This window comes from Bacillus sp. S71 (genome assembly GCF_016625265.1).
In the GTDB taxonomy this organism is placed as follows: Bacteria; Bacillota; Bacilli; order Bacillales; family Bacillaceae_G; genus Bacillus_A; species Bacillus_A cereus.
Genome location: NZ_JACVUW010000003.1, coordinates 15,744 through 35,667 on the forward strand (window position 1 = coordinate 15,744; position 19,924 = coordinate 35,667).

Sequence of the window (19,924 nt, forward strand, 5' to 3'; positions counted from 1 at the left end):
TTCCTTTTTTCATATCTAGAACACTTTTTTCAATGTACTATTAATCGTTTCAACTGGAATAAACAAAATATGTGACACATATGTTTAAGCATTGGTCAATTGTTGAAAGGGATGAAGAGTATGTCACAGCTGAACTTTGAAGAAAATTTATTAACTAAAGTAGCCTGGTACTATTATAAAGATCAATTAACACAACAAGAGATTGCTTCACTTCTTCATATTTCAAGAAATAAAGTCGTCCGGTTATTAGATAAGGCACGCAGTGAAGGTATCGTTACATTTCATGTAAAAGGAACCGGTTTGCATTGCTTGAGCATTGAACGTGACTTAATGAAAAAGTTCCACTTGAAAGATGCCTTTATTATCCCTACTCCAATAGACAATTATGCTACTTCTCTAGGAAAAGCCGCTGCACAATATTTAGAGACTCATCTCCAACAAGGTGATTTACTCGGCATCGGCTGGGGTGAAACAATAAGTAAAATGCTAGAAAACATTCATTTTGAAAGTTCTATTAATCTTTCATTCGTAACGCTAACAGGCGGAGTAAACCACTATCTTCCAAGAAAACAAAACTATTTACACTACATGCAAGGTGATCTTCATATTATTCCTACTCCTTTTCTAGCATCTTCTACTGAAATGGCACAAAGTATTTTATCAGAACCAAGTGTGAAAGATATGCTTCATGTCGCTTCACTTGCACATACGGCAGTTGTCGGTATTGGCGGGTTATCTCAAGACGCTACGATTGTAAAAGAAGAAAAATTAACGCTACGTGAAATGACATATATTCGAAGTCAAAACGGGGCGGGCGATATTTTAGGACAGTTTTATAATACGAATGGTGATTTATTAGAGCTCTCGCATCATAATCGTCTAATTGGCACACCACTTACGATTCTTCGCAGTATGAAGCATGTCATTGGTGTGGCTGGAGGTACTCAAAAGATAGATGCCATATATGGGGCTTTAAAAGGGAAATTTATTCATACATTAATTACTGATGAAGAAACTGCGCTCTCCTTATTAAGAAAGGAAGGTGATTCTTAATGTCTACTTTATTAGCTTTCGATGCTGGTACAGGAAGCATTCGAGCTGTTCTCTTTGATTTACATGGCAATCAAATTGCAGTAAGCCAAAAAGAATGGGTTCATAAAACTGATCCTCGTTACCCCGGTTCTATGAATTTTGATGTAAAAGAAAACTGGCAACTTGTACAACAGTGTACGAAAGAAGTTCTGCAAAAAAGTAATATACTTCCCTCTTCTATTCAAGCTATTAGCGCTACAAGTATGCGAGAAGGTTTTGTTTTATATGATAAAAATGGGCAAGAAATATGGGCATGTGCAAATGTTGATGGCCGTGCATCCGCTGAAGTTAGTGAGCTAAAAGAAATCCGCTCACATCTTGAAGAAGATTTATACAGAAAATCTGGGCAAACTTTTTCATTAGGTGCTTTACCACGTCTACTTTGGATTAAAAAACATGAACCAGACATCTACAACAATATTCAATCCTTTTCGATGTTAAATGATTGGATTTTGTATAAATTAAGCGGCGTACTGCAAATCGATCCTTCCAACGGTTGTACGTCCGGAATCTTTGATTTACAAAATAGAAATTGGGATAACGAAGTCGCTAAAGAATGTGGTATAACGTTGCCATTTTCACCAAAAGTAAATGAAGCTGGCACTGTAATTGGTAATGTTACAAAAGAGTGTGCAGCACTAACTGGTTTACTTGAAGGGATTCCTGTCGTCGCTGGTGGCGGTGATGCTCAAATGGCAGCACTCGGGACTGGAGTCGTAAAGCCAAATCAAACTTTAATATGCGGCGGCAGCTTTTGGCAACAGGAAGTGAATATTACAGAGTCAACAACGGATCCAAATGCTGCAATTCGAGTAAATTGTCACGTCGTTCCGAACCTTTGGCAATATGAAACGATTGCCTTTTTCCCTGGCCTCGTTATGCGTTGGTTTCGAGACGCTTTTTGCCAAGAAGAAAAAAAGTTCGCTGAAAAACTCGGTGTAGACGCTTATGAATTATTAGAAGAACAAGCGAAAGACGTACCTGTCGGTTCATATGGTATTATCCCTACTTTTTCAAACGTTATGAACTACATTTCTTGGCGTCATGCCGCACCTTCATTCTTAAATTTAAGTTTAGACGCTGACAAATGCGGAAAAAAAGAAATGTTCCGTGCTATTGAAGAAAATGCGGCCTTCGTTACACTTGGAAACTTAAAACTAATTGAAAATCTTACTGGTACATTCCCTTCTGAAGTTGTTTTTGCTGGCGGTGCCGCTAAAGGGAAACTATGGCCACAAATTCTATCAGACGTACTCGGCATTCCTGTAAAAGTACCAGTTGTGAAAGAAGCGGCTGCTTTAGGAACTGCAATTGCTGCTGGAGTTGGCGCTGGCATATATTCATCTATGGAAGAGACTGCCGAACAATTTGTACAGTGGGAAAATACATTTGAACCAGTCACTGAAAATCACGAGCTATACAAAGAATTCTATGAAACATGGAAAACCGTGTATAGCAGTCAGCTCGCTTTAGCTGATAAAGGACTTACAACACATATGTGGATTGCACCTGGTGCACTGTAACTCATTTACATAAAGGAGTGAACTGTATGTTAAAAGCGAATGAAAATGATTTCTCCTATCGCTTCGGTGATAACGGGCCGAAATATTTAATACAAGGCCCGAATATTGATCTTGGTCTTGTTGTCATTCAGCCTGGGCAAGAATTTCAAAATCATTACCATACAACGTGTGAAGAAGTTTTTTATGCGTTAGAAGGTGAAATAGACTTCTATGTAAATAACGAAAGAGTTCCGATTAAACAAGGTGATGTCCTGCAAGTTCGCCCTCATGAATCTCACTATCTGATTAACCATTCTGACAAACCTTTTAAAGCTGTTTTTATAAAGTCACCACATTTACCAAATAAAGATACGGTACAAACGGAAAATCCAACATTAACGAAGGAGTGATTTTGAATGACTTGGGGATTTAAAAATCGATTAAATACAATTTTACCTGATGGTAGAGCGGTTATGTTAGCAATAGATCACGGCTACTTTTTAGGGCCAATTCACGGGCTAGAACAACCACTTGAAACAGTTAAAAACTTACTTCCTTATACAGACTCCCTCTTTTTAACACGCGGTGTACTTAGCTCCTGCATTCCTGAAAACTGCTGCACACCGATGGTAATGCGTGTATCTGGCGGCGCTACTGTCGTCGGTAAAGATTTAGCGAATGAAACAATTGTTACACCTGTGAAGGAAGCAGTGAAGCAAAACGCAATTGGCGTTGGCGTTTCTGTTTTTGTCGGATCAGACTATGAAACACAAACTGTTACAAATCTCGCAAATGTAGTTTCTGAAGCTCATGATTACGGCCTACCAGTACTCGGCATTACCGCAGTCGCAAAGGAATTACAAAAACGTGAAGCTCGCTTTCTAGCACTTGCTTCCCGCGTATGTGTTGAAATGGGTGCTGATATTATTAAAACGTATTACTGCGAAGGATTCGAAAAAATAACTAGCACATGCCCTGCCCCAGTCGTCATCGCGGGCGGCCCAAAACTAGATTCAATTGAAGACGCATTAAACATTACGTACAATGCATTGCAAGAAGGCGCTATCGGAGTAGACATGGGCCGAAACATATGGCAATCCGAGCACCCAGCTGCGATGATTCAAGCAATACATGGTATTGTGAAAAATGGATTGAATGTGAAAGAGGCACTTGAACTTTATGATGATGTGAAGAATTAATGTAAAAAGGCAGACTATTTATTAGTCTGTCTTTTTTACTTTACAGTGAAACTTTCTTAATTCGTCTTCTAATATGATACATACTTAAATTTTATACACCTTCAAATGATTACTCTTGGTGATTACTATTAAGCTTTGAAACTTTCTTACCTTCTCTATAATCAAGACAAGACACTTCAATTAATAAGCCATTAAATACTGTAAAATAAAAACCATAACTACTACCTCGCATCGAATAAGGTTCCTTATCTATTTCAATGCCGCCTGCTACTAAACGATTATACGCTTGATCAACTTCATTTGAAGTATCCACTAAAAAACCAATATGAAAAGCTTCCGGATACGTAACTTCCTTATTCCCTTTAAATGCTTTTGGATCACTTAGCACAAGTATAAATCCACTCTCATCACTCATAACTACAAGTGCTTTCCCTTTTTGTTCCAAAAATTGAAAATCAAAAAATGTTTCAAAGAAATGTCTCGCTTCTGATAAGTCATCAACACATAAATTTAAATGATTCAGCTTCATGTACTCATCTCCTTTTAAACAGAAGGTATATAGACTCATTTTCATAACACTTAAATATGTAAGGCAAGATATTCAAGCGTTCCATCTAAGACTATGCTTTATAAGTCTAATATTTTTTTCTATAGCCTAGAACGTTTTTTAAATGAATGAAAGATTTTCTATCATTCCCATCCCCCCAGTAATAAAAAAAGAGGATACATGTTTGCTTTTACAACATGTATCCTCTACTTATATATTACGACTGCTGATAAGCCGCTTTCGATGATTTTACATAATAAACTGCATGATCCACATTAATAATATGATCTGGTTTTGGTTTACCACGGCCTGCTCTATGTCCAGCTAAGTGTTCTTCACTTGTTTCCCAGTTTTTCCATGCTTCTTCAGATTCCCAGCGAATCATTACGACAACTTCTTCGTCGCCGCGTCTTACTTTTTTCACAAGAACACTTAAATCGATGAAGCCTTCAAATTTTTCAATAATACCTTCTCCAGTGAAACGTTCTACAACTATATTTGATGTACCTTCTTTTACTGTAAATGTTTTCGTTTCGATAAACATATATCCCACTCCCTCTTTGTTATACGAATACTAGTATTCTTCTATTATAATTGATTATGATAATTATTTTCAATTGTAAAGTTTTAATTTTTTGAATTATGCTGATTTCTTTTCTATCGCCTCATCTAAAAATTTGAAATATGGAAGTAACATTCCTATTAAAGATGTAACACATATAATTGCACCGATGATTACATATAGCGCTCTTACTCCCCACATTTCACTCAATATTCCCCCTACTAACACACCTAATGGCATAGCGGATCGTATAAAAAATAAACGCACTGAAAATACTTGTCCTATCATATTATTTGGGACGGTTTGTTGGCATATTGTCGTGTTATGAACATTGAAAAATGCAATACAAATCCCTGCTATTACTTCAATTATTATTGCAATGATAATACTATGATTAAATCCTAATGAAATGTATGTGAGTCCCCCTATAAACAATCCTCCGAGCATAAGTATACGCCGGCTTTTATATGTTACTTTTCTGACTAGTATAGATCCAACTACATAGCCAAGTGGGAATCCGGCCATAAAATAACCATATTCCGCATATCCCGCTGATAGCTCGTCTTTTATATAAGGAAGATTTGTGACCATCGTTACCCCAACTCCAAATTGTACGAAAGTAAGAAATATACCGAGCCAAACGATGATTGGTTTTGTGGAAAAATATGTAAAACCGTGAAGAAATTGTTCTAGCCACGTTTTCCGAATAGGTTGCGACGTTCTATTTTCTTTTATATAAAATAAGAAAGCACCACTAACAAATAGACAAATACATACGAAAGATAATGTAAGTTCTGTTCCAATCAAATGAATGACTACTCCGCCTAATACTGGCGCAAGAAACATCATAAGGCGAGTCATTCCATCAATGTACGCATTTGCATCTTGAAGTTGTTCTTTCCCTACAATGCTCGGTGTAATTGCTTGACTTGCAGGTGTATAAAGTGGTGTAATAAGTCCTACTACAATTTGAACAACATAAATGTGCCAAACTTCTATACTACCTGTAACTAGCATCACCAAAGGTAATAAGAATACGGACGCTCGTATCCATTGTGAACAAATCATAATCCACTTCCGGCTCCATTTATCAATAAATGGGCCACTTATTAATTGCAATATGAGTGATGGGATGAAATATAATAGCCACATACTACTTAAAGCCATTTCCGATCCTGTTAATTCATATACTAGAATTGAATTACATAACGTTCCGAAAGCCCCTCCTAATTCTGAGATTGCACTACCAATCCACATAAAAAAGAAAGAACGATTTTTCAATACACTCTTCACTATAGCTCACCAACTTTTCTCTTAAATTCCTCCCTTTATGTACATTCTTGTTGCATATTATCTATTCAAAAACGCTTCTAATTCTTTTGCTAACGACTGTACTGCTTTCTTCCTTAATACATATTTTCCGTCATGTATATCAACTAACTTCGCTGCACGTAACAATTTCAAATGATGGTGTACTGTCGATTTTCCAAGCTGCAATCTTTCCGTTATTTCCTGTAAAGTACGTTCTTTTTCAAACAACATTTTTACAATTCGCAATCTCGCTTCATCCCCAAGAGCCTTATGTTTTTGAACTAAAAAATAATTCGGCTCATACGGATCTTCGGGATGAATGCTTTCATTCGCAACTGGATAATGAAATACTTTCGTATCTTCAATATCTGCTTCAATATTCCACGGTCTGTACGTCATTTGCGGAATAAGAAGTACGTGATGAACACTTGGCTCTGGCATATAGTTCACTCCGCCAGTCGCCCATTCGACAAACTCTTCCGGCTTCATCTTTTTATTCATTTCATTTTTTGCTTCATAATCTCGTTTTAATATAGAAAATATTTCTTCTTCCTCTTTCTTAATTACACTCTCATACCAACCTGTCATAACAGCAATTAAATGAGATTTCAGCACTTGTACATCTACATCACATATAAAGCGAATATAAGTAGAATAAAACTGATGATCATCTGTTAGTTCCTTTAGTTCGTGTATTGCACATACAACTCCCGTTGCAGCTAAACGTCTTTTCTCTTCATACTTCTCTCCTAAAAACGGTAAACATATATACTTCAAATCTTCTTCTGAAAGTGAATCGATTTTAGCATGAAACTGCGATAAATCCTGAAAATCCTCTTCATACAACAACTGAAGCAATGCTTTCCACGTATTATGTTCTTCTACAAACTGTAAGTGTTCTCTCATCTCATTTGTTAATGATTGTCTAATTCCTTCCCATTCACTTTCAGTCTTTTCAAGTGTATCAATTAACCTTTTATGAGTAATTGCTGCAATGCCAAGTGCACATTCGAAAAGTATCGAATATTTCACCTGAACGTTGTATGTTTCCCTCTTTTTACTCTTTATGTGATAGACCTCCATTTTTATCCCCTCCTTGTTTGCTATGTATTAAATTCTATTTTTATCGAATTTTACCTTCTATTCTTTTAGAATTTACAAAAATATAAATTAAACCACATTCATTCTAAATTAAGAAGAATAAGAGCTTTTTTATATACAAATAATAAAGCTCAAGGAGTGGTTGACATGCATTTCATATTAAATATGTTAGGGATTTTCGTTGTCATATTAATCGTTTTCTTATGTTCGCCTAATAAAAAACATATAAAATGGAGACCAATTGTAATCCTCATCATATTGGAGCTTTTTATTACGTGGTTTATGTTGGGCACAAAGCTAGGCAGTATTATCATTAATAAAATTGCGTCATTTTTCAGTTGGCTACTGGCATGTGCGAATGAAGGAATTCGATTTGCATTTCCTTCCGCTATGGACAGTCCACACATTGATTTCTTCTTTAGCGCGTTACTTCCTATCATTTTTGTTATCACGTTCTTTGATATTCTTTCTTATTTTGGAATCTTAACTTGGATTATTGATAAAGTAGGTGCAGTTATTTCAAAGATTTCTCGTTTACCAAAGTTAGAAAGTTTCTTTTCGATTCAAATGATGTTTTTAGGAAACACCGAAGCACTTGCGGTTGTTCGTGATCAATTATCTGTTTTAAAAGAAAATCGATTATTAACTTTTGGAATTATGAGTATGAGTAGCGTTAGCGGATCCATTCTTGGTGCTTATTTATCAATGGTTCCAGCAACATATATTTTCAGTGCAATCCCATTAAACTGTATTAACGCATTAATTTTAGCCAATGTATTAAATCCTGTGGAAGTTTCGAAAGAAGAAGACGTTGTTTACACACCTTCCAAACATGAAAAAAAGGATTTCTTTTCTACTATTTCAAACAGTATGTTAGTCGGGATGAATATGGTTATCGTTATTTTAGCCATGGTAATTGGATATGTAGCTTTAACAGCATGTTTAAATGGGATTTTAGGCTTTTTTGTAACGGGGTTAACAATTCAAAAAATCTTCTCCATTATCTTTAGTCCTTTTGCATTTTTACTCGGTTTATCAGGCAGTGATGCTATGTACGTAGCTGAATTAATGGGGATCAAAATAACGACGAATGAATTTGTTGCAATGATGGATTTAAAATCAAACTTAAAGTCGCTACAACCGCATACGGTTGCGGTTGCAACGACATTTCTAGCTTCTTTTGCTAACTTTAGTACAGTAGGTATGATTTACGGAACTTACAATTCATTATTTGGCGGAGAAAAATCATCAGTCATCGGTAAAAATGTTTGGAAGCTTCTTGTTAGCGGGATGGCTGTTTCTTTATTAAGTGCTATGCTCGTTGGGCTATTTGTATGGTAAATAATTTTTATAATAAAAGACACTCAGGCCAATTGAGTGTCTTTTATTATTATTTTCGAATTTGTCCATTTCCACGAATCACATATTTTGTAGAAGTTAATGCTGGAAGCCCCATTGGTCCTCTTACGTGTAACTTTTGTGTACTGATACCAATTTCCGCTCCGAATCCAAATTCGGATCCATCTGTAAAACGAGTCGATGCATTATGATAAAGTGCCGCGGCATCTACAGAAGTAAAAAACTTGCTGACGTTTTCCTCGTTTTCAGTAATAATTGCTTCAGAATGCATAGATCCATACGTATTTATATGATGAATCGCTTCTTCAACAGTGGAAACCACTTTCACTGCTAGTGTAAGAGATAAAAATTCTGTCCCCCAGTCTTCTTCTGAAGCAAGTACAATTGAAGAATCCATTGCAAATGCTTTTTGATCACCACGTAGCTCCACGCCTCTACCCTTCAAAGAAGAAAACAACTCGCTACCATATTTCTCTGCCCACTTCTCATGAAGAACAATCGTTTCAATCGCATTACATACAGATGGACGCTGCGTTTTTGCATTTATAATAATATCCAATGCCATTTGTTTATCCGCTGTTTCATCAATGAAAATATGACAATTTCCCGCACCTGTTTCAAGTACTGGAACAGACGCTTCTCTCACAACAGTATCGATTAATTGTTTGCCACCTCTTGGAATAAGAACGTCTAGATAATCCTTCATTGTAAACAACTGCTTTGCGCTATCTCGCGTTGTATCTTCTATAAGCTGGACGCTTTCTTGAGGTAAGCTTGTTTGTTTGAGCGCCCTGTGAATAACGGCAACGATCGCTTTATTAGAATGAATAGCAGAAGAACTACCACGTAATATGACTGCGTTTCCTGTTTTCAAACAAATTGTAGCAGCATCCACTGTTACATTCGGTCTTGCCTCATAAATCATCCCAACAACACCAAGTGGTACGCGCATTTCCTGAATAGATAGTCCATTTGGCCTTTCCCATGCACTTACACATTCTCCTACAGGATCACGTAATTCAATTAGCTGCTTAATCCCTTCTGTCATATCAACAATACGCTGTTCATTCAGCATAAGGCGATCAATGAGAGAATCAGAAAACCCTTTTGCCTTACCTTCTTCTATATCCCGTTTGTTTTCCTCTAAAATATAAGCTGTTTCACTTATTAATTGATTTGCAATTGCAGCAAGTGCTTCGTTTTTTTGATTTGTAGATTTTAGTACAAGTTCCCTAACAACCTCTTTTGCTTTTATCCCCTTTGCCAACACTTCATTCATTTTTATTTCCTCCTTTTTAAAGTGAAACCCAATGATCCCTATGGATGACTTCATAACTATGTCTCTCGCCTCTTACTTGAATATCTTGGCTTTGCATACCTTTTACATCTCTTAGTTCCTCTGCACTATATGCGCATTGTCCTTTTCCTATTACGCGCCCTTGTTGCGTTACAACCTCTACAACTTCACCCACTTGGAAAAATCCTGATACATTCGTAACACCAGCTGGAAGTAAACTCTTACCATGCTGAATGATGGCAGTAGCTGCCCCAGCATCTACTTCAATTTGTCCGCTAACAAGCGAATGCAAGGCAATCCATTGCTTGTTCATCTTCATTTCTTTTTGAGGAGCATTACCGACATACGTTCCGTCACCCTTACCCTTCAAAACATCTACAAACTTTTCCTGCCCACGTCCTGTTCCGATAAATACACTCACACCAAGAGAGAGTGCTGTCTTTGCAGCATCGATTTTTGATTTCATACCGCCAGTCCCAAGTTTTGAGCCAGCATCTCCTGCAAGAGAAGAAATTTCTTCCGTAACTTCAGGAAGAAAATAATATTTTTTTGCATCCGCATTTTTCTGAGGATTTTTGTCATATAACCCGTTCACATCTGTAAAGATCATAAGCATATCCGCCGAAACAAGCCCGCTTACTAAAGCTGACAGCATATCATTATCACCGAACGTCAGCTCCTCTAAAGAGATGGAATCATTTTCATTAATAATTGGAAGAGCGGAACGGTTTAATAATTCTCCTAACGTAGCGTAAGCATTACTATACTGTTCTTTTCTAGAAAAATCACTTCTCGTCAACAAAAGTTGCGCAGTAACGATGCCATATTTACGGAATTCCTCCGTGTACGCCTGCATTAACAAACTTTGTCCGACAGCTGCTGCAGCCTGTTTCCCTTTAATCGTTACAGGTCTGCTAGGATATCCTAGCGCTGAAAACCCTGCAGCAACGGCTCCAGATGTAATTAACACAACCTCGTGCCCATCAGCTTTCAACCGAGCCAATGCGGCAACGTGATCTGAAAGCTGTTCTGTAGAGATGCCTACATGACTATCTGCCAAGGAACTACTTCCAATCTTTACAACAATTCGTTGTTTTTTCACTTTTTTATCCCCCAAGTCTAAAATCAAAGTTTTTATAATTTACACTTCATTCACTTTGCAACTATATCTATTCTCATCAATGCTGCACTGAATTATTTAAGAGCAAAATAAAAATGACCGCTTCGCCCTTAATAAAATAAAAAGGACGAAACGGTCATTGTTCCGCGGTACCACCTTAATTGATATACATAGATATCCACTTGGTGCCTATAACGCAGGCGAACGCCTAAACTTTCATTTAAGACTCAGGGATAGGTTCGATACATTCTATACGAGGAATCTTTCAGCCGGTGAATTCCACTCTCTTTCGCAAGAAGACATATGTACTAATTCCCTTCAACGATTTTCGATCTAATTTTTTTATATTATGCGATATAGTTCGATTCGGTGTCAAGAGGTATCTTAAAAAATAAATAGAGCCACAAGTTACTTGTATGAAATTATTGCCCTACTGAATGAAAATACAAATTGATATAAGTTTAACTCATATTCATAAACATAAAACCTTAAATTATAGTGTATATATTTACATAATGTCGAATATAATTAATTTTTATCTTTTAGTGTTGCAAAAAGGAATATATTCTCTTAGAATGTTTCTTTATATTGCACAGGGATGTTATTCTTATTCTAAGAAAATAATATCAAACCGATATAATTGATTATAAAAGGAGCAAGATTGAGTTATTATGGATAAACAAATTGGATTCATCGGTTGCGGAAATATGGGAATGGCTATGATTGGCGGAATGATAAACAAAAATATAGTGTCTTCAAATCAAATTATTTGTTCAGATTTAAACACTGCTAATTTAAAAAATGCTAGTGAAAAATATGGGCTAACTACAACTACCGACAACAATGAAGTAGCTAAAAATGCTGATATTTTAATTTTATCAACCAAACCAGACCTATACGCGTCAATAATTAATGAAATAAAAGAAGTAATCAAAAACGATGCTATCATCGTTACGATCGCTGCTGGGAAAAGTATTGAAAGTACTGAAAATGCATTTAATAAAAAAGTAAAGGTTGTAAGGGTAATGCCTAATACTCCTGCTCTTGTTGGAGAAGGAATGTCTGCATTATGCCCGAATGAAATGGTGACAGAAAAAGATTTAGAAGATGTACTAAACATTTTCAATAGTTTTGGTCAAACAGAGATCGTAAGTGAAAAATTAATGGATGTTGTCACATCCGTAAGTGGTTCTTCACCAGCTTATGTATATATGATTATAGAAGCGATGGCAGATGCTGCTGTACTAGATGGTATGCCAAGAAATCAAGCATATAAATTCGCTGCTCAAGCTGTGTTAGGCTCTGCAAAAATGGTACTAGAAACAGGAATACATCCAGGTGAATTGAAAGATATGGTTTGTTCTCCTGGTGGAACGACAATAGAAGCTGTAGCAACATTAGAGGAAAAAGGATTACGAACAGCGATTATTTCAGCTATGCAACGTTGTACGCAAAAGTCTGTTGAACTATCTGGTCAAACTAAAAAATAAAACTATAAAAGAGATTACGTTAGCTATGAATTCACATAATTTTAATTAAAAATTCACTACATGATAAACGGCCAAACTCATATAAAATTGAGCTTGGCCGTTCCGCTTTTTAATTATATTAAAATAATTTAATTCAAATCTTCTTTAAAGGTTCTATTTTATCCCTTACCTATTCCCTACTATGATTGTGTAATTTTATTAGAAACTAATAATTTTTCAATGCATTTCGGTAACATATCTATTAGTGTTTCAAATGCGTAGTTTACATCTAGACGTTCTGTCCATTGATGTGCATCTTTTCCTACCGGCCCCATATTTAATACTGGAACATCAAACTCTTCTAATTCCTGAAGCGGAATTGAATAACCTTTATCCCATAATGGCATATTGTCTACAAGCGAACTCATTGAATCCAGTGGATACTGCAAGCCTACATAGCTTAAATCTGAAATCCCCCCAAAATAATTTTGGTTTTCAAATGTAATCTTATGATTGTAGTGTGCATACTTTTCCATTTCTACAACTACCTCTTTTATTAAAGGATTGTTGCGTGAACTCACAGCTGGATAGTACGGCGGAGCGAAGAAAAGTACAATCATCGGTGCCTTTTCTTTACATAAAATCGCTAATTTATCTACTAAATCAATCGTTACCGCACGATCATCTTTATCTTCTCTATTTTTTATAATATTAGATTGAATATGATTTATTTTTTCTTGTCCATGTTGCTCAATTGCATATGTGATAAGCTCTTCATAAGTTAATACATTTACTTTGAGATTAGGTGGTATAAATGGATTATATTTAGAAAAACGATATGCATGTTTTTCATACGACTCTTCTATTTTCTCTGCTACTTTCGTTACTTTTTGACGTAACAATGAAACTACATCTGTCATTGATTTTTCTAATAAAAACAAATTAAATAATGTAACTGCACGATGCGGAATTTGTACAGAATAATCCTCTTTTAAGTCCCTTTGAAGTAAGTTAGTTGGCGGAGGACTCGCTTCCCCTTCTACAATGTCACAAAGGTCTGTGTTTAACTCTAATTCTGCTGTTATTAATGAAGCCATATAACTCCCATTTAAGCCTGCAAAAGGTTCACCTACATGTGTCTCTTTTCCATAGCAAAGAAAACCAGGTAATACTTTACCAATAGAGCCAGTGTAAATATACTTATTTTGGTCACCAGGATGTCTTGAAAACATAGGCTCTGAGTTTAAGACCGTTTTATAATCTAAGTTATGCTCTCTAGCTAAATCTAACAGTCTTGGAACAGCGGCCCTCATCCCTACAGAATTCACTTCTTCATCTGGTACAGCCAATAAAAGAACATTCCCATCGAATCTTCCTTCACATGCTTGTTCAATCATTGCCATTTGTAATGCGAGGCCGCATTTCATATCCATTGTTCCTCTACCAAACAGCCATTCCCCATGTTCTATATCTTCACGTACATGGTCTGGAAGTTCATCTTTATGAGAATAAAACATAGATGTTAACTTTTTAGGATTAAATGCATCTTCTTTCCACACTCCGTAATCTTGTACATCTACAACATCAAAGTGACTTACTAGAATTACAGTATTTTTTGTACTATCGCTTTTCTTTACTAGTGCTGTAACAAAATATCGTCCGTCCCCTGTCGGATTTTTTTGTAAATGATGCGGGTTTTCTTTGAAGTACTGTAAATCAGATAACTGTTCCACAACAAAGTCTGGCAATATTACTTCAGCTTCTGAACCGGTAATACTAGGAATTTCAACAAGACCGCTTAATAATTGAATCAATTGTTCTTTTGATTGCCACTTTGACATATAAATCCCCCTATTTTTCCGCATTATGAAAACTAATTCCATTATATGAATAAAAAAATGACGACAGCTATCAAAATTATAGTTCTGATGTACTGCCGATTTTTATTGATATTTCATGAGCCGCTTGTTTTACCTTGCTAATAAGAAAAGATAGTCGATCATCATTAATACGATGACTAATTAACCCAACACTTAATGCTCCTACTACTTTATGATTAAATCCGATAATAGGTGCAGCTACTGAAGCTGTCCCTTCTGTTTTTTCACCATAACTGACAGCATATCCTTCATTTTTTATTTGCTTTATTTGATTAAGAAGAATTTGCTTTTGTTCTGGTAATGAAGAAAGTAAATTTTCTACAATATGTTCCATTTCATTCGTTTTCATATTGGCAAGCATCGTTTTATTTGCGGCACCAATTGAAAGTGGAATTTGTTCCCCTAGATTATCGATAACTCGAATTTTTAAAGGACTATCAATTCTTTCAATGATAATAGAATGTGTTCCGTTTGGAATATTTAAATAGACACTTTCCTCCACTTCAGCAGCTAAACGTTTCATCACTTCTCTTGCAACAGATCTGTAGTCTACCTTCTCCAATTGACGTAACCCTATTTCCATCCACATTGGTCCAATTTTGTACTGTTTTGTCTCTGAAATTTGTGTAACTAACCCATGCTCCATTAAAGAGTTAAGTAATCTATGTACTGTACTAACCGGGAGATGTGTTCCATCAGCTATATCAGAAATAGCCCAATACTCTTTTTCATTTGTAGAATTCAATAATTTAATAATACTTATCGCTCGATCAATGGACTGTACCATAACTCGCCTCAACTTTACTCGTAATATGTTAGTATGCTTAATTAACTATCAATTTAGCAAACATTCGAAATGAAATCAATCTATTTATTTAATTTTCTAACAATAAAAACATATCACTAACAAAGAATTGAAAACGCAAACAAAAAAATATTGACTTTTCTTTTTAATTATCTGAAAATTATAACAAGATTTCACATCACGGAATACATTCCATAATACGGAAAAACATCAAACTTTATTCTATCACCTATGAAAGTGAGGAAAACAATGGCGCAAGTAAGCAATACAAACAATGAATTAAAACGGACGATGAAAAGTAGACACTTATTCATGATTGCACTCGGTGGTGTGATTGGAACGGGGTTATTTAACGGATCTGGCTTTATTATAAGTCAAGCTGGACCTGGCGGATCCGTACTTGCCTTTATGGCCGGTGGATTATTAATGTATTTCGTTATGCTATGTCTTGGTGAACTTGCTGTAGCCATGCCTGTTTCAGGTTCTTTCCAAGAATATGCCACTAAGTTCATCAATCCTGCAACTGGCTTTACAATCGGATGGTTGTATTGGTTAAGCTGGGCGAATACGACCGGTCTTGAATTTACAACTGCCGGCATTACAATGCAGCGCTGGTTTCCTGATATTCCTGTTTGGGTTTGGTGTTTAATATTTGGCGTTACAATCTTCACTATTAACGCATTATCTGCTCGTAGTTATGCAGAAACAGAATTTTGGTTTTCAAGTATAAAAGTATCTGCCATTATCGCTTTCATTATTCTTGGCGGCGCCGCTATGTTCGGTTTTATTGATTTAAAAGGTGACGAACCCGCTCCGCTATTATCAAATTTCGTAAATCATGGTGGTTTATTCCCAAATGGACTTGCCGCTATTCTTTTAACAATGGTTACAGTCAACTATTCCTTCCAAGGTACAGAACTTGTTGGAATCGCAGCAGGTGAAAGTGAAGATCCAGCAAAAACTTTACCTCGTTCTATTAGAAATATTATATGGCGCACAATGTTTTTCTTCGTCTTAGCAATCTTTGTTCTTGTTGCTTTAATTCCTTGGGAAGAAGCTGGATTAACAAAGAGCCCATTCGTTGCTGTTTTTGATAATATCGGTATTCCATATGCAGCTGATATTATGAACTTTGTTATTCTTACTGCTGTTCTTTCTGTTGCAAACTCAGGACTATACGCTGCTACTCGAATGCTTTGGTCTTTATCAAAAAACGAAATGGCTCCAGCCTTTTTAAAGAAATTATCATCACATAGGATTCCTCTCAACGCTTTAATCATGACGATAGCTATTTCTGCTTTTTCTCTTTTGACAAGCGTAGTAGCTGCTGAAACGGTTTACTTATGGCTCATTTCAATTTCCGGAGTCATTACCATTATTGTTTGGATGTCAATTTGTGTTTCTCAATTCTTTTTCCGCAAACATTATTTAGCAGACGGTGGAAAATTAGAAGACTTAAAATTTAAAACACCACTTTATCCACTCGTACCAATTCTTGGTTTTGGATTGTATGGCATTATATTAATCAGTCTTATTTTTATCCCAGAACAACGACTTGGAATCTATTGCACTGTACCATTTATCATCTTTTGCTATACCTACTATCACTTTAAAGTTAAGAAAAGAATATCTACTAACACTCATAGTGAAAGTAAAATTAGCGAGACTTCGTAATATTTGACGATACATAAAAGACCACACGTGGCGTTTCACTTCATGTGTGGTCTTTTATCGTTCCTTCTCTCATTTCCCCCTACTATTGAAAGAATTATTTATAACACTTTAAGTTCTGGATTGCTCAGGTGAACTTTGGGTTGAAAAATGAGCATTTCTATACCTTTCCCGAAATTTCAAGTTCTGCTAATGATGTTGTAGAAAGTGTTAATGTAGTAAATACTATAATACTAACAATTACTATTTTTACTATTCATAAGTTGATAATTCTGCTTACTATTACTGTTTTGTTTTGATATATTTAATATATATTTAAAGACAGACAGGAGTTAGATACGATGATAAAAGGTTTTGGAGGAATATTTTGGAGAACTAAGAATCTTGAAGTTATAAAAAAATGGTACAGTGAAGTGTTGAAACTTGATATAGAAGATTGGAATGGAACTGTGATTAAACCCCAGTTAGGAAATGAGACAATCTTTTCTTTCTTTACAGAGAATGACAATTATTTTCCAAAAGAACAACAAGTGATGTTAAATTTCGAAGTACATAATCTAAACGAGACTATAAAGCATCTTGAGAATATTGGTGTACCTCTTGAGAAGAAAGAAGAAATCAGTGAATTTGGACAGTTTATTTGGATTAAGGATCCTGAAGGTCGATTGATCGAACTTTGGGAGAAATAGTGGATTCTACTTATTTACTATTAAGTTAACAGCTGCGTTAATACATCAAGGTAAATATAAAAGTCGATTCCTTTAACTCCACAGGAAATCGATTTTTTTTTGGAGTTAAACTTCTTAGCTTTGTAAATCCTCATTTTTCAAATTCTACCCTATGGCCACCAACTTAAAAACATAAAAAAACGCTATTCTTACGAAAATAATAGCGTTTTTCATTATTTAAATATGATTTCATCTGAATTTAATAGATATATCCCCTCTCCTACAAAAGTAGTAGAGTGTTCATTTAAACACTTACTACCTCAGTGGGATTTATCACATTCCAATTTCAATATAATAGTAAATAGGTATATCGGATATAGATGTACATTACTAGGCTTATACATATTTCAACTTTAGAATTACATTCACTATTTAATTGGTAGTTACCAATAAAGAAAGGAATGATCATAATAATACAGAACATATACGAGACTCATTTACATGTAAGAAATTTAGAAAACGCAATAAATTTCTATCAAAACAAGCTAGGATTAACGTTAGCAAGAAAATTCTCCAAAAGAAGAGTGGCTTTCTTTTGGGTCGGAGAAAATAAACAACAAATGCTTGGACTATGGGAAGTACATAACATTGAAGACTTTGAGCCGAGACATTTTGCTTTTGGTGTAAATTTAGAGTCTTTAATGACTTCTAAAGCGTGGTTAGAGGAACGTGGAATAGAAGTGATAGGAAGTCAAGGAAAAGGAAATCAAGAGCCAATTGTCCAAAGGTGGATGCCCGCTGCAAGTGTATACTTTCTAGATTGTGATGGAAATAAATTAGAATTCATTTCTATGTTACATGAGAATCCAGATGAACTAGAATATGCGTCCTATTTAAGTGTATGGAATGAGGAACACCAAGAAAAATGAATGGAATTTCCGTTCAAGTCTTTTCTTATTTTTGGATATAATGTTGTACGATTCCCCTTTTGCTATTAATTTTCTTCGGATTTATGAACAGTTTTCGTAATGGAAAATTCATGATAACTCCATTTGTTAACATAATGTATTTATTGTCATCTTATATTTGTACTTACGTACGAGCAATTCCTAATCTGCTTCAATTACAATTTGAATTATGTAAATTTTCTTCTTATCTGGCATCTACTCTTTAAACAAAAACTCCCCTTAAATCGAAAATGATTAAGGGGAGTTTTATATACGATGCAATTATAGTTCAGATTTCACTCGAACAGAAACATTATTTTTAATTATATTTTTGACATCTTTAAAGCTAACAAAATTGTTACTTTTCTCATCCCAAAGACGGAAACGGAGTGAACGCAAGCTTGTAGCAAGCGTAATCGTTGGTACATTTTTTAAAGGAAGCGTATTGTTGTGTGCCTCTTCTAATTTATAGTTAGGTACTCTTGGACTTAAATGGTGAACATGATGGAATCCAATATTACCCGTTAGAAATTGCAAAATTTTTGGAAGTTTATAAAAAGAACTTCCCTCCACTGCCGCTTTCACATATTCCCACTCTTTATCTTCTTCAAAATAAGAATCCTCAAATGTGTGCTGTACGTAAAACAACCAAATACCTATTGAACCTGCTATTAAAAATATAGAACCATGTACTAAAAGAAACGATTGCCATCCAATTGCCCAGCAAAGCATTCCTATAATAGCAACGATTAAAATATTCGTTAAATAAGTGTTCATACGTTCTTTTTTTCTAGCACCTTTTCGGTTAAATCTATTTTTAAGCAGGAAAACATAAATCGGACCTAATCCAAACATAACGAATGGATTGCGATATAAACGATATGCTAAACGGAGTCTAAATGGTGCTGCTACATATTCATCTACTGTAAGCGTCCAAATATCTCCTGTACCCCTTTTATCCAAATTACCACTCGTAGCGTGGTGAATAGAATGCTCATGCCCCCACTGATCAAATGGGAATAATGTTAAAACACCCATACACGTTCCAACTATTCTATTTGCACGTCGACTTTTAAAAAACGAATAATGGGTGCAATCATGAAAAATAATGAAAATCCTTGTCATAAATCCAGCGGCTAACAATGCTGGAACTAATGTTAACCAATAAGAAACTGACAAACTTTTATAAGCAAGGTACCATAAAATAATAAATGGCACGATTGTGTTGATCAGTTGCCAAACACTTTTTTTAATCGTTGATTTTTCAAAAGGAGCAACTTGTTTTTTTAAATTTTTAGTATTTTCTAAGGTCATTGTTCTAATTCCTTTCCTTTTTGTTGCTAATTCATATTATAACACACTATTAGTATCAGGTGTTAAAAGTAGCTATAATA

The 19,924-nt window shown here is 35.3% G+C and carries 18 protein-coding genes and 1 other annotated feature; of the genes, 9 read left to right on the forward strand and 9 right to left on the reverse strand.

The annotated features are described in order from the left end of the window. Positions 1 to 102 precede the first annotated feature (102 nt). The 4 genes from IBT51_RS07100 to lsrF are packed head-to-tail and all read left to right on the forward strand — an operon-like array spanning position 103 to position 3,793. The gene (locus tag IBT51_RS07100; protein WP_140155490.1) at positions 103 to 1,053 is read left to right on the forward strand and encodes a sugar-binding transcriptional regulator; all 951 of its coding nucleotides are present in this window, start codon (positions 103 to 105) and stop codon (positions 1,051 to 1,053) included. Then, positions 1,053 to 2,615, forward strand: coding sequence for an autoinducer-2 kinase (lsrK, locus tag IBT51_RS07105; RefSeq protein ID WP_200458226.1), 1,563 nt, complete (start codon positions 1,053 to 1,055; stop codon positions 2,613 to 2,615). The genes IBT51_RS07100 and lsrK overlap by 1 nt, the downstream gene beginning before the upstream one ends. 26 nt (positions 2,616 to 2,641) lie before the next feature. Further along, complete coding sequence (locus tag IBT51_RS07110; RefSeq protein WP_000909986.1) at positions 2,642 to 3,004, forward strand: cupin domain-containing protein; 363 nt, start codon at positions 2,642 to 2,644, stop codon at positions 3,002 to 3,004. A 6-nt stretch (positions 3,005 to 3,010) separates the two neighbouring features. Beyond that, positions 3,011 to 3,793 (forward strand): 3-hydroxy-5-phosphonooxypentane-2,4-dione thiolase, encoded by a 783-nt coding sequence (lsrF, locus tag IBT51_RS07115; protein WP_200458225.1) that lies wholly within the window; start codon positions 3,011 to 3,013, stop codon positions 3,791 to 3,793. Positions 3,794 to 3,902: 109 nt separating this feature from the next. On the opposite strand, the gene IBT51_RS07120 is transcribed toward lsrF, so the two are convergent. The 4 genes from IBT51_RS07120 to IBT51_RS07135 form a co-directional block, all read right to left on the reverse strand. Next, complete coding sequence (locus tag IBT51_RS07120) at positions 3,903 to 4,322, reverse strand: VOC family protein (RefSeq protein WP_000773084.1); 420 nt, start codon at positions 4,320 to 4,322, stop codon at positions 3,903 to 3,905. Positions 4,323 to 4,557: 235 nt separating this feature from the next. Continuing rightward, on the reverse strand, positions 4,558 to 4,884 hold the full coding sequence (hmoA, locus tag IBT51_RS07125; RefSeq protein WP_000469496.1) for a heme-degrading monooxygenase HmoA: 327 nt from the start codon (positions 4,882 to 4,884) through the stop codon (positions 4,558 to 4,560). Between the two features lie 96 nt (positions 4,885 to 4,980). After that, a complete protein-coding gene (locus IBT51_RS07130; protein WP_200458224.1) occupies positions 4,981 to 6,195 on the reverse strand; it encodes an MFS transporter in 1,215 nt (404 codons plus the stop codon). A gap of 57 nt (positions 6,196 to 6,252) precedes the next feature. Further along, complete coding sequence (locus IBT51_RS07135) at positions 6,253 to 7,296, reverse strand: ArsR/SmtB family transcription factor (protein WP_048565498.1); 1,044 nt, start codon at positions 7,294 to 7,296, stop codon at positions 6,253 to 6,255. 165 nt (positions 7,297 to 7,461) lie between these two features. On the opposite strand from IBT51_RS07135, the gene IBT51_RS07140 reads away from it, so the two are divergent. Next, positions 7,462 to 8,655, forward strand: a complete 1,194-nt coding sequence (locus IBT51_RS07140) for a NupC/NupG family nucleoside CNT transporter (RefSeq protein ID WP_000545482.1) — start codon at positions 7,462 to 7,464, stop codon at positions 8,653 to 8,655. Between the two features lie 49 nt (positions 8,656 to 8,704). Here the strand turns inward: IBT51_RS07140 and IBT51_RS07145 are convergent, their stop codons facing one another. Together IBT51_RS07145 and proB are read right to left on the reverse strand one after the other, a co-directional pair. Continuing rightward, entirely contained in the window at positions 8,705 to 9,952 is a 1,248-nt protein-coding gene (locus tag IBT51_RS07145) for a glutamate-5-semialdehyde dehydrogenase (RefSeq protein WP_001006624.1), read from the reverse strand. A gap of 16 nt (positions 9,953 to 9,968) precedes the next feature. After that, a complete protein-coding gene (gene proB, locus IBT51_RS07150; protein WP_000744741.1) occupies positions 9,969 to 11,072 on the reverse strand; it encodes a glutamate 5-kinase in 1,104 nt (367 codons plus the stop codon). Between the two features lie 138 nt (positions 11,073 to 11,210). Next, positions 11,211 to 11,421, reverse strand: a binding site (T-box leader). A 340-nt stretch (positions 11,422 to 11,761) separates the two neighbouring features. On the opposite strand from proB, the gene proC reads away from it, so the two are divergent. Next, a complete protein-coding gene (proC, locus tag IBT51_RS07155) occupies positions 11,762 to 12,580 on the forward strand; it encodes a pyrroline-5-carboxylate reductase (RefSeq protein WP_200458223.1) in 819 nt (272 codons plus the stop codon). A 179-nt stretch (positions 12,581 to 12,759) separates the two neighbouring features. On the opposite strand, the gene IBT51_RS07160 is transcribed toward proC, so the two are convergent. Together IBT51_RS07160 and IBT51_RS07165 are read right to left on the reverse strand one after the other, a co-directional pair. Continuing rightward, a complete protein-coding gene (locus tag IBT51_RS07160; RefSeq protein ID WP_140155489.1) occupies positions 12,760 to 14,424 on the reverse strand; it encodes a M20/M25/M40 family metallo-hydrolase in 1,665 nt (554 codons plus the stop codon). A 52-nt stretch (positions 14,425 to 14,476) separates the two neighbouring features. Next, positions 14,477 to 15,226, reverse strand: coding sequence for an IclR family transcriptional regulator (locus IBT51_RS07165; RefSeq protein ID WP_000250751.1), 750 nt, complete (start codon positions 15,224 to 15,226; stop codon positions 14,477 to 14,479). A 267-nt stretch (positions 15,227 to 15,493) separates the two neighbouring features. Here IBT51_RS07165 and IBT51_RS07170 point away from each other — a divergent pair, with 267 nt between their 5' ends. The 3 genes from IBT51_RS07170 to IBT51_RS07180 all read left to right on the forward strand — a co-directional run bounded on the left by IBT51_RS07170 (position 15,494) and on the right by IBT51_RS07180 (position 18,512). Then, positions 15,494 to 16,918, forward strand: coding sequence for an amino acid permease (locus IBT51_RS07170; RefSeq protein WP_200458222.1), 1,425 nt, complete (start codon positions 15,494 to 15,496; stop codon positions 16,916 to 16,918). A gap of 338 nt (positions 16,919 to 17,256) precedes the next feature. Next, positions 17,257 to 17,604 carry a VOC family protein gene (locus IBT51_RS07175; protein ID WP_000589591.1) on the forward strand — a complete coding sequence of 116 codons (348 nt, stop codon included), beginning with the start codon at positions 17,257 to 17,259 and terminating at the stop codon, positions 17,602 to 17,604. Positions 17,605 to 18,053: 449 nt separating this feature from the next. Next, positions 18,054 to 18,512 carry a VOC family protein gene (locus IBT51_RS07180; protein WP_200458236.1) on the forward strand — a complete coding sequence of 153 codons (459 nt, stop codon included), beginning with the start codon at positions 18,054 to 18,056 and terminating at the stop codon, positions 18,510 to 18,512. Positions 18,513 to 18,812: 300 nt separating this feature from the next. Here the strand turns inward: IBT51_RS07180 and desA are convergent, their stop codons facing one another. Beyond that, entirely contained in the window at positions 18,813 to 19,844 is a 1,032-nt protein-coding gene (gene desA / locus IBT51_RS07185) for a Delta(5) desaturase DesA (RefSeq protein WP_000171497.1), read from the reverse strand. Between the last annotated feature and the right edge of the window lie 80 nt (positions 19,845 to 19,924).

Coding starts and splice junctions, on each gene's coding strand:
- lsrK (WP_200458226.1), top strand. CDS start 1,053: ATGTCTACTTTATTAGCTTTCGATGCTGGTACAGGAAGCATTCGAGCT.
- IBT51_RS07110 (WP_000909986.1), top strand. CDS start 2,642: ATGTTAAAAGCGAATGAAAATGATTTCTCCTATCGCTTCGGTGATAAC.
- lsrF (WP_200458225.1), top strand. CDS start 3,011: ATGACTTGGGGATTTAAAAATCGATTAAATACAATTTTACCTGATGGT.
- IBT51_RS07120 (WP_000773084.1), bottom strand. CDS start 4,322: ATGAAGCTGAATCATTTAAATTTATGTGTTGATGACTTATCAGAAGCG.
- hmoA (WP_000469496.1), bottom strand. CDS start 4,884: ATGTTTATCGAAACGAAAACATTTACAGTAAAAGAAGGTACATCAAAT.
- IBT51_RS07135 (WP_048565498.1), bottom strand. CDS start 7,296: ATGGAGGTCTATCACATAAAGAGTAAAAAGAGGGAAACATACAACGTT.
- IBT51_RS07140 (WP_000545482.1), top strand. CDS start 7,462: ATGCATTTCATATTAAATATGTTAGGGATTTTCGTTGTCATATTAATC.
- IBT51_RS07145 (WP_001006624.1), bottom strand. CDS start 9,952: ATGAATGAAGTGTTGGCAAAGGGGATAAAAGCAAAAGAGGTTGTTAGG.
- proC (WP_200458223.1), top strand. CDS start 11,762: ATGGATAAACAAATTGGATTCATCGGTTGCGGAAATATGGGAATGGCT.
- IBT51_RS07160 (WP_140155489.1), bottom strand. CDS start 14,424: ATGCGGAAAAATAGGGGGATTTATATGTCAAAGTGGCAATCAAAAGAA.
- IBT51_RS07165 (WP_000250751.1), bottom strand. CDS start 15,226: ATGGTACAGTCCATTGATCGAGCGATAAGTATTATTAAATTATTGAAT.
- IBT51_RS07170 (WP_200458222.1), top strand. CDS start 15,494: ATGGCGCAAGTAAGCAATACAAACAATGAATTAAAACGGACGATGAAA.
- IBT51_RS07175 (WP_000589591.1), top strand. CDS start 17,257: ATGATAAAAGGTTTTGGAGGAATATTTTGGAGAACTAAGAATCTTGAA.
- desA (WP_000171497.1), bottom strand. CDS start 19,844: ATGACCTTAGAAAATACTAAAAATTTAAAAAAACAAGTTGCTCCTTTT.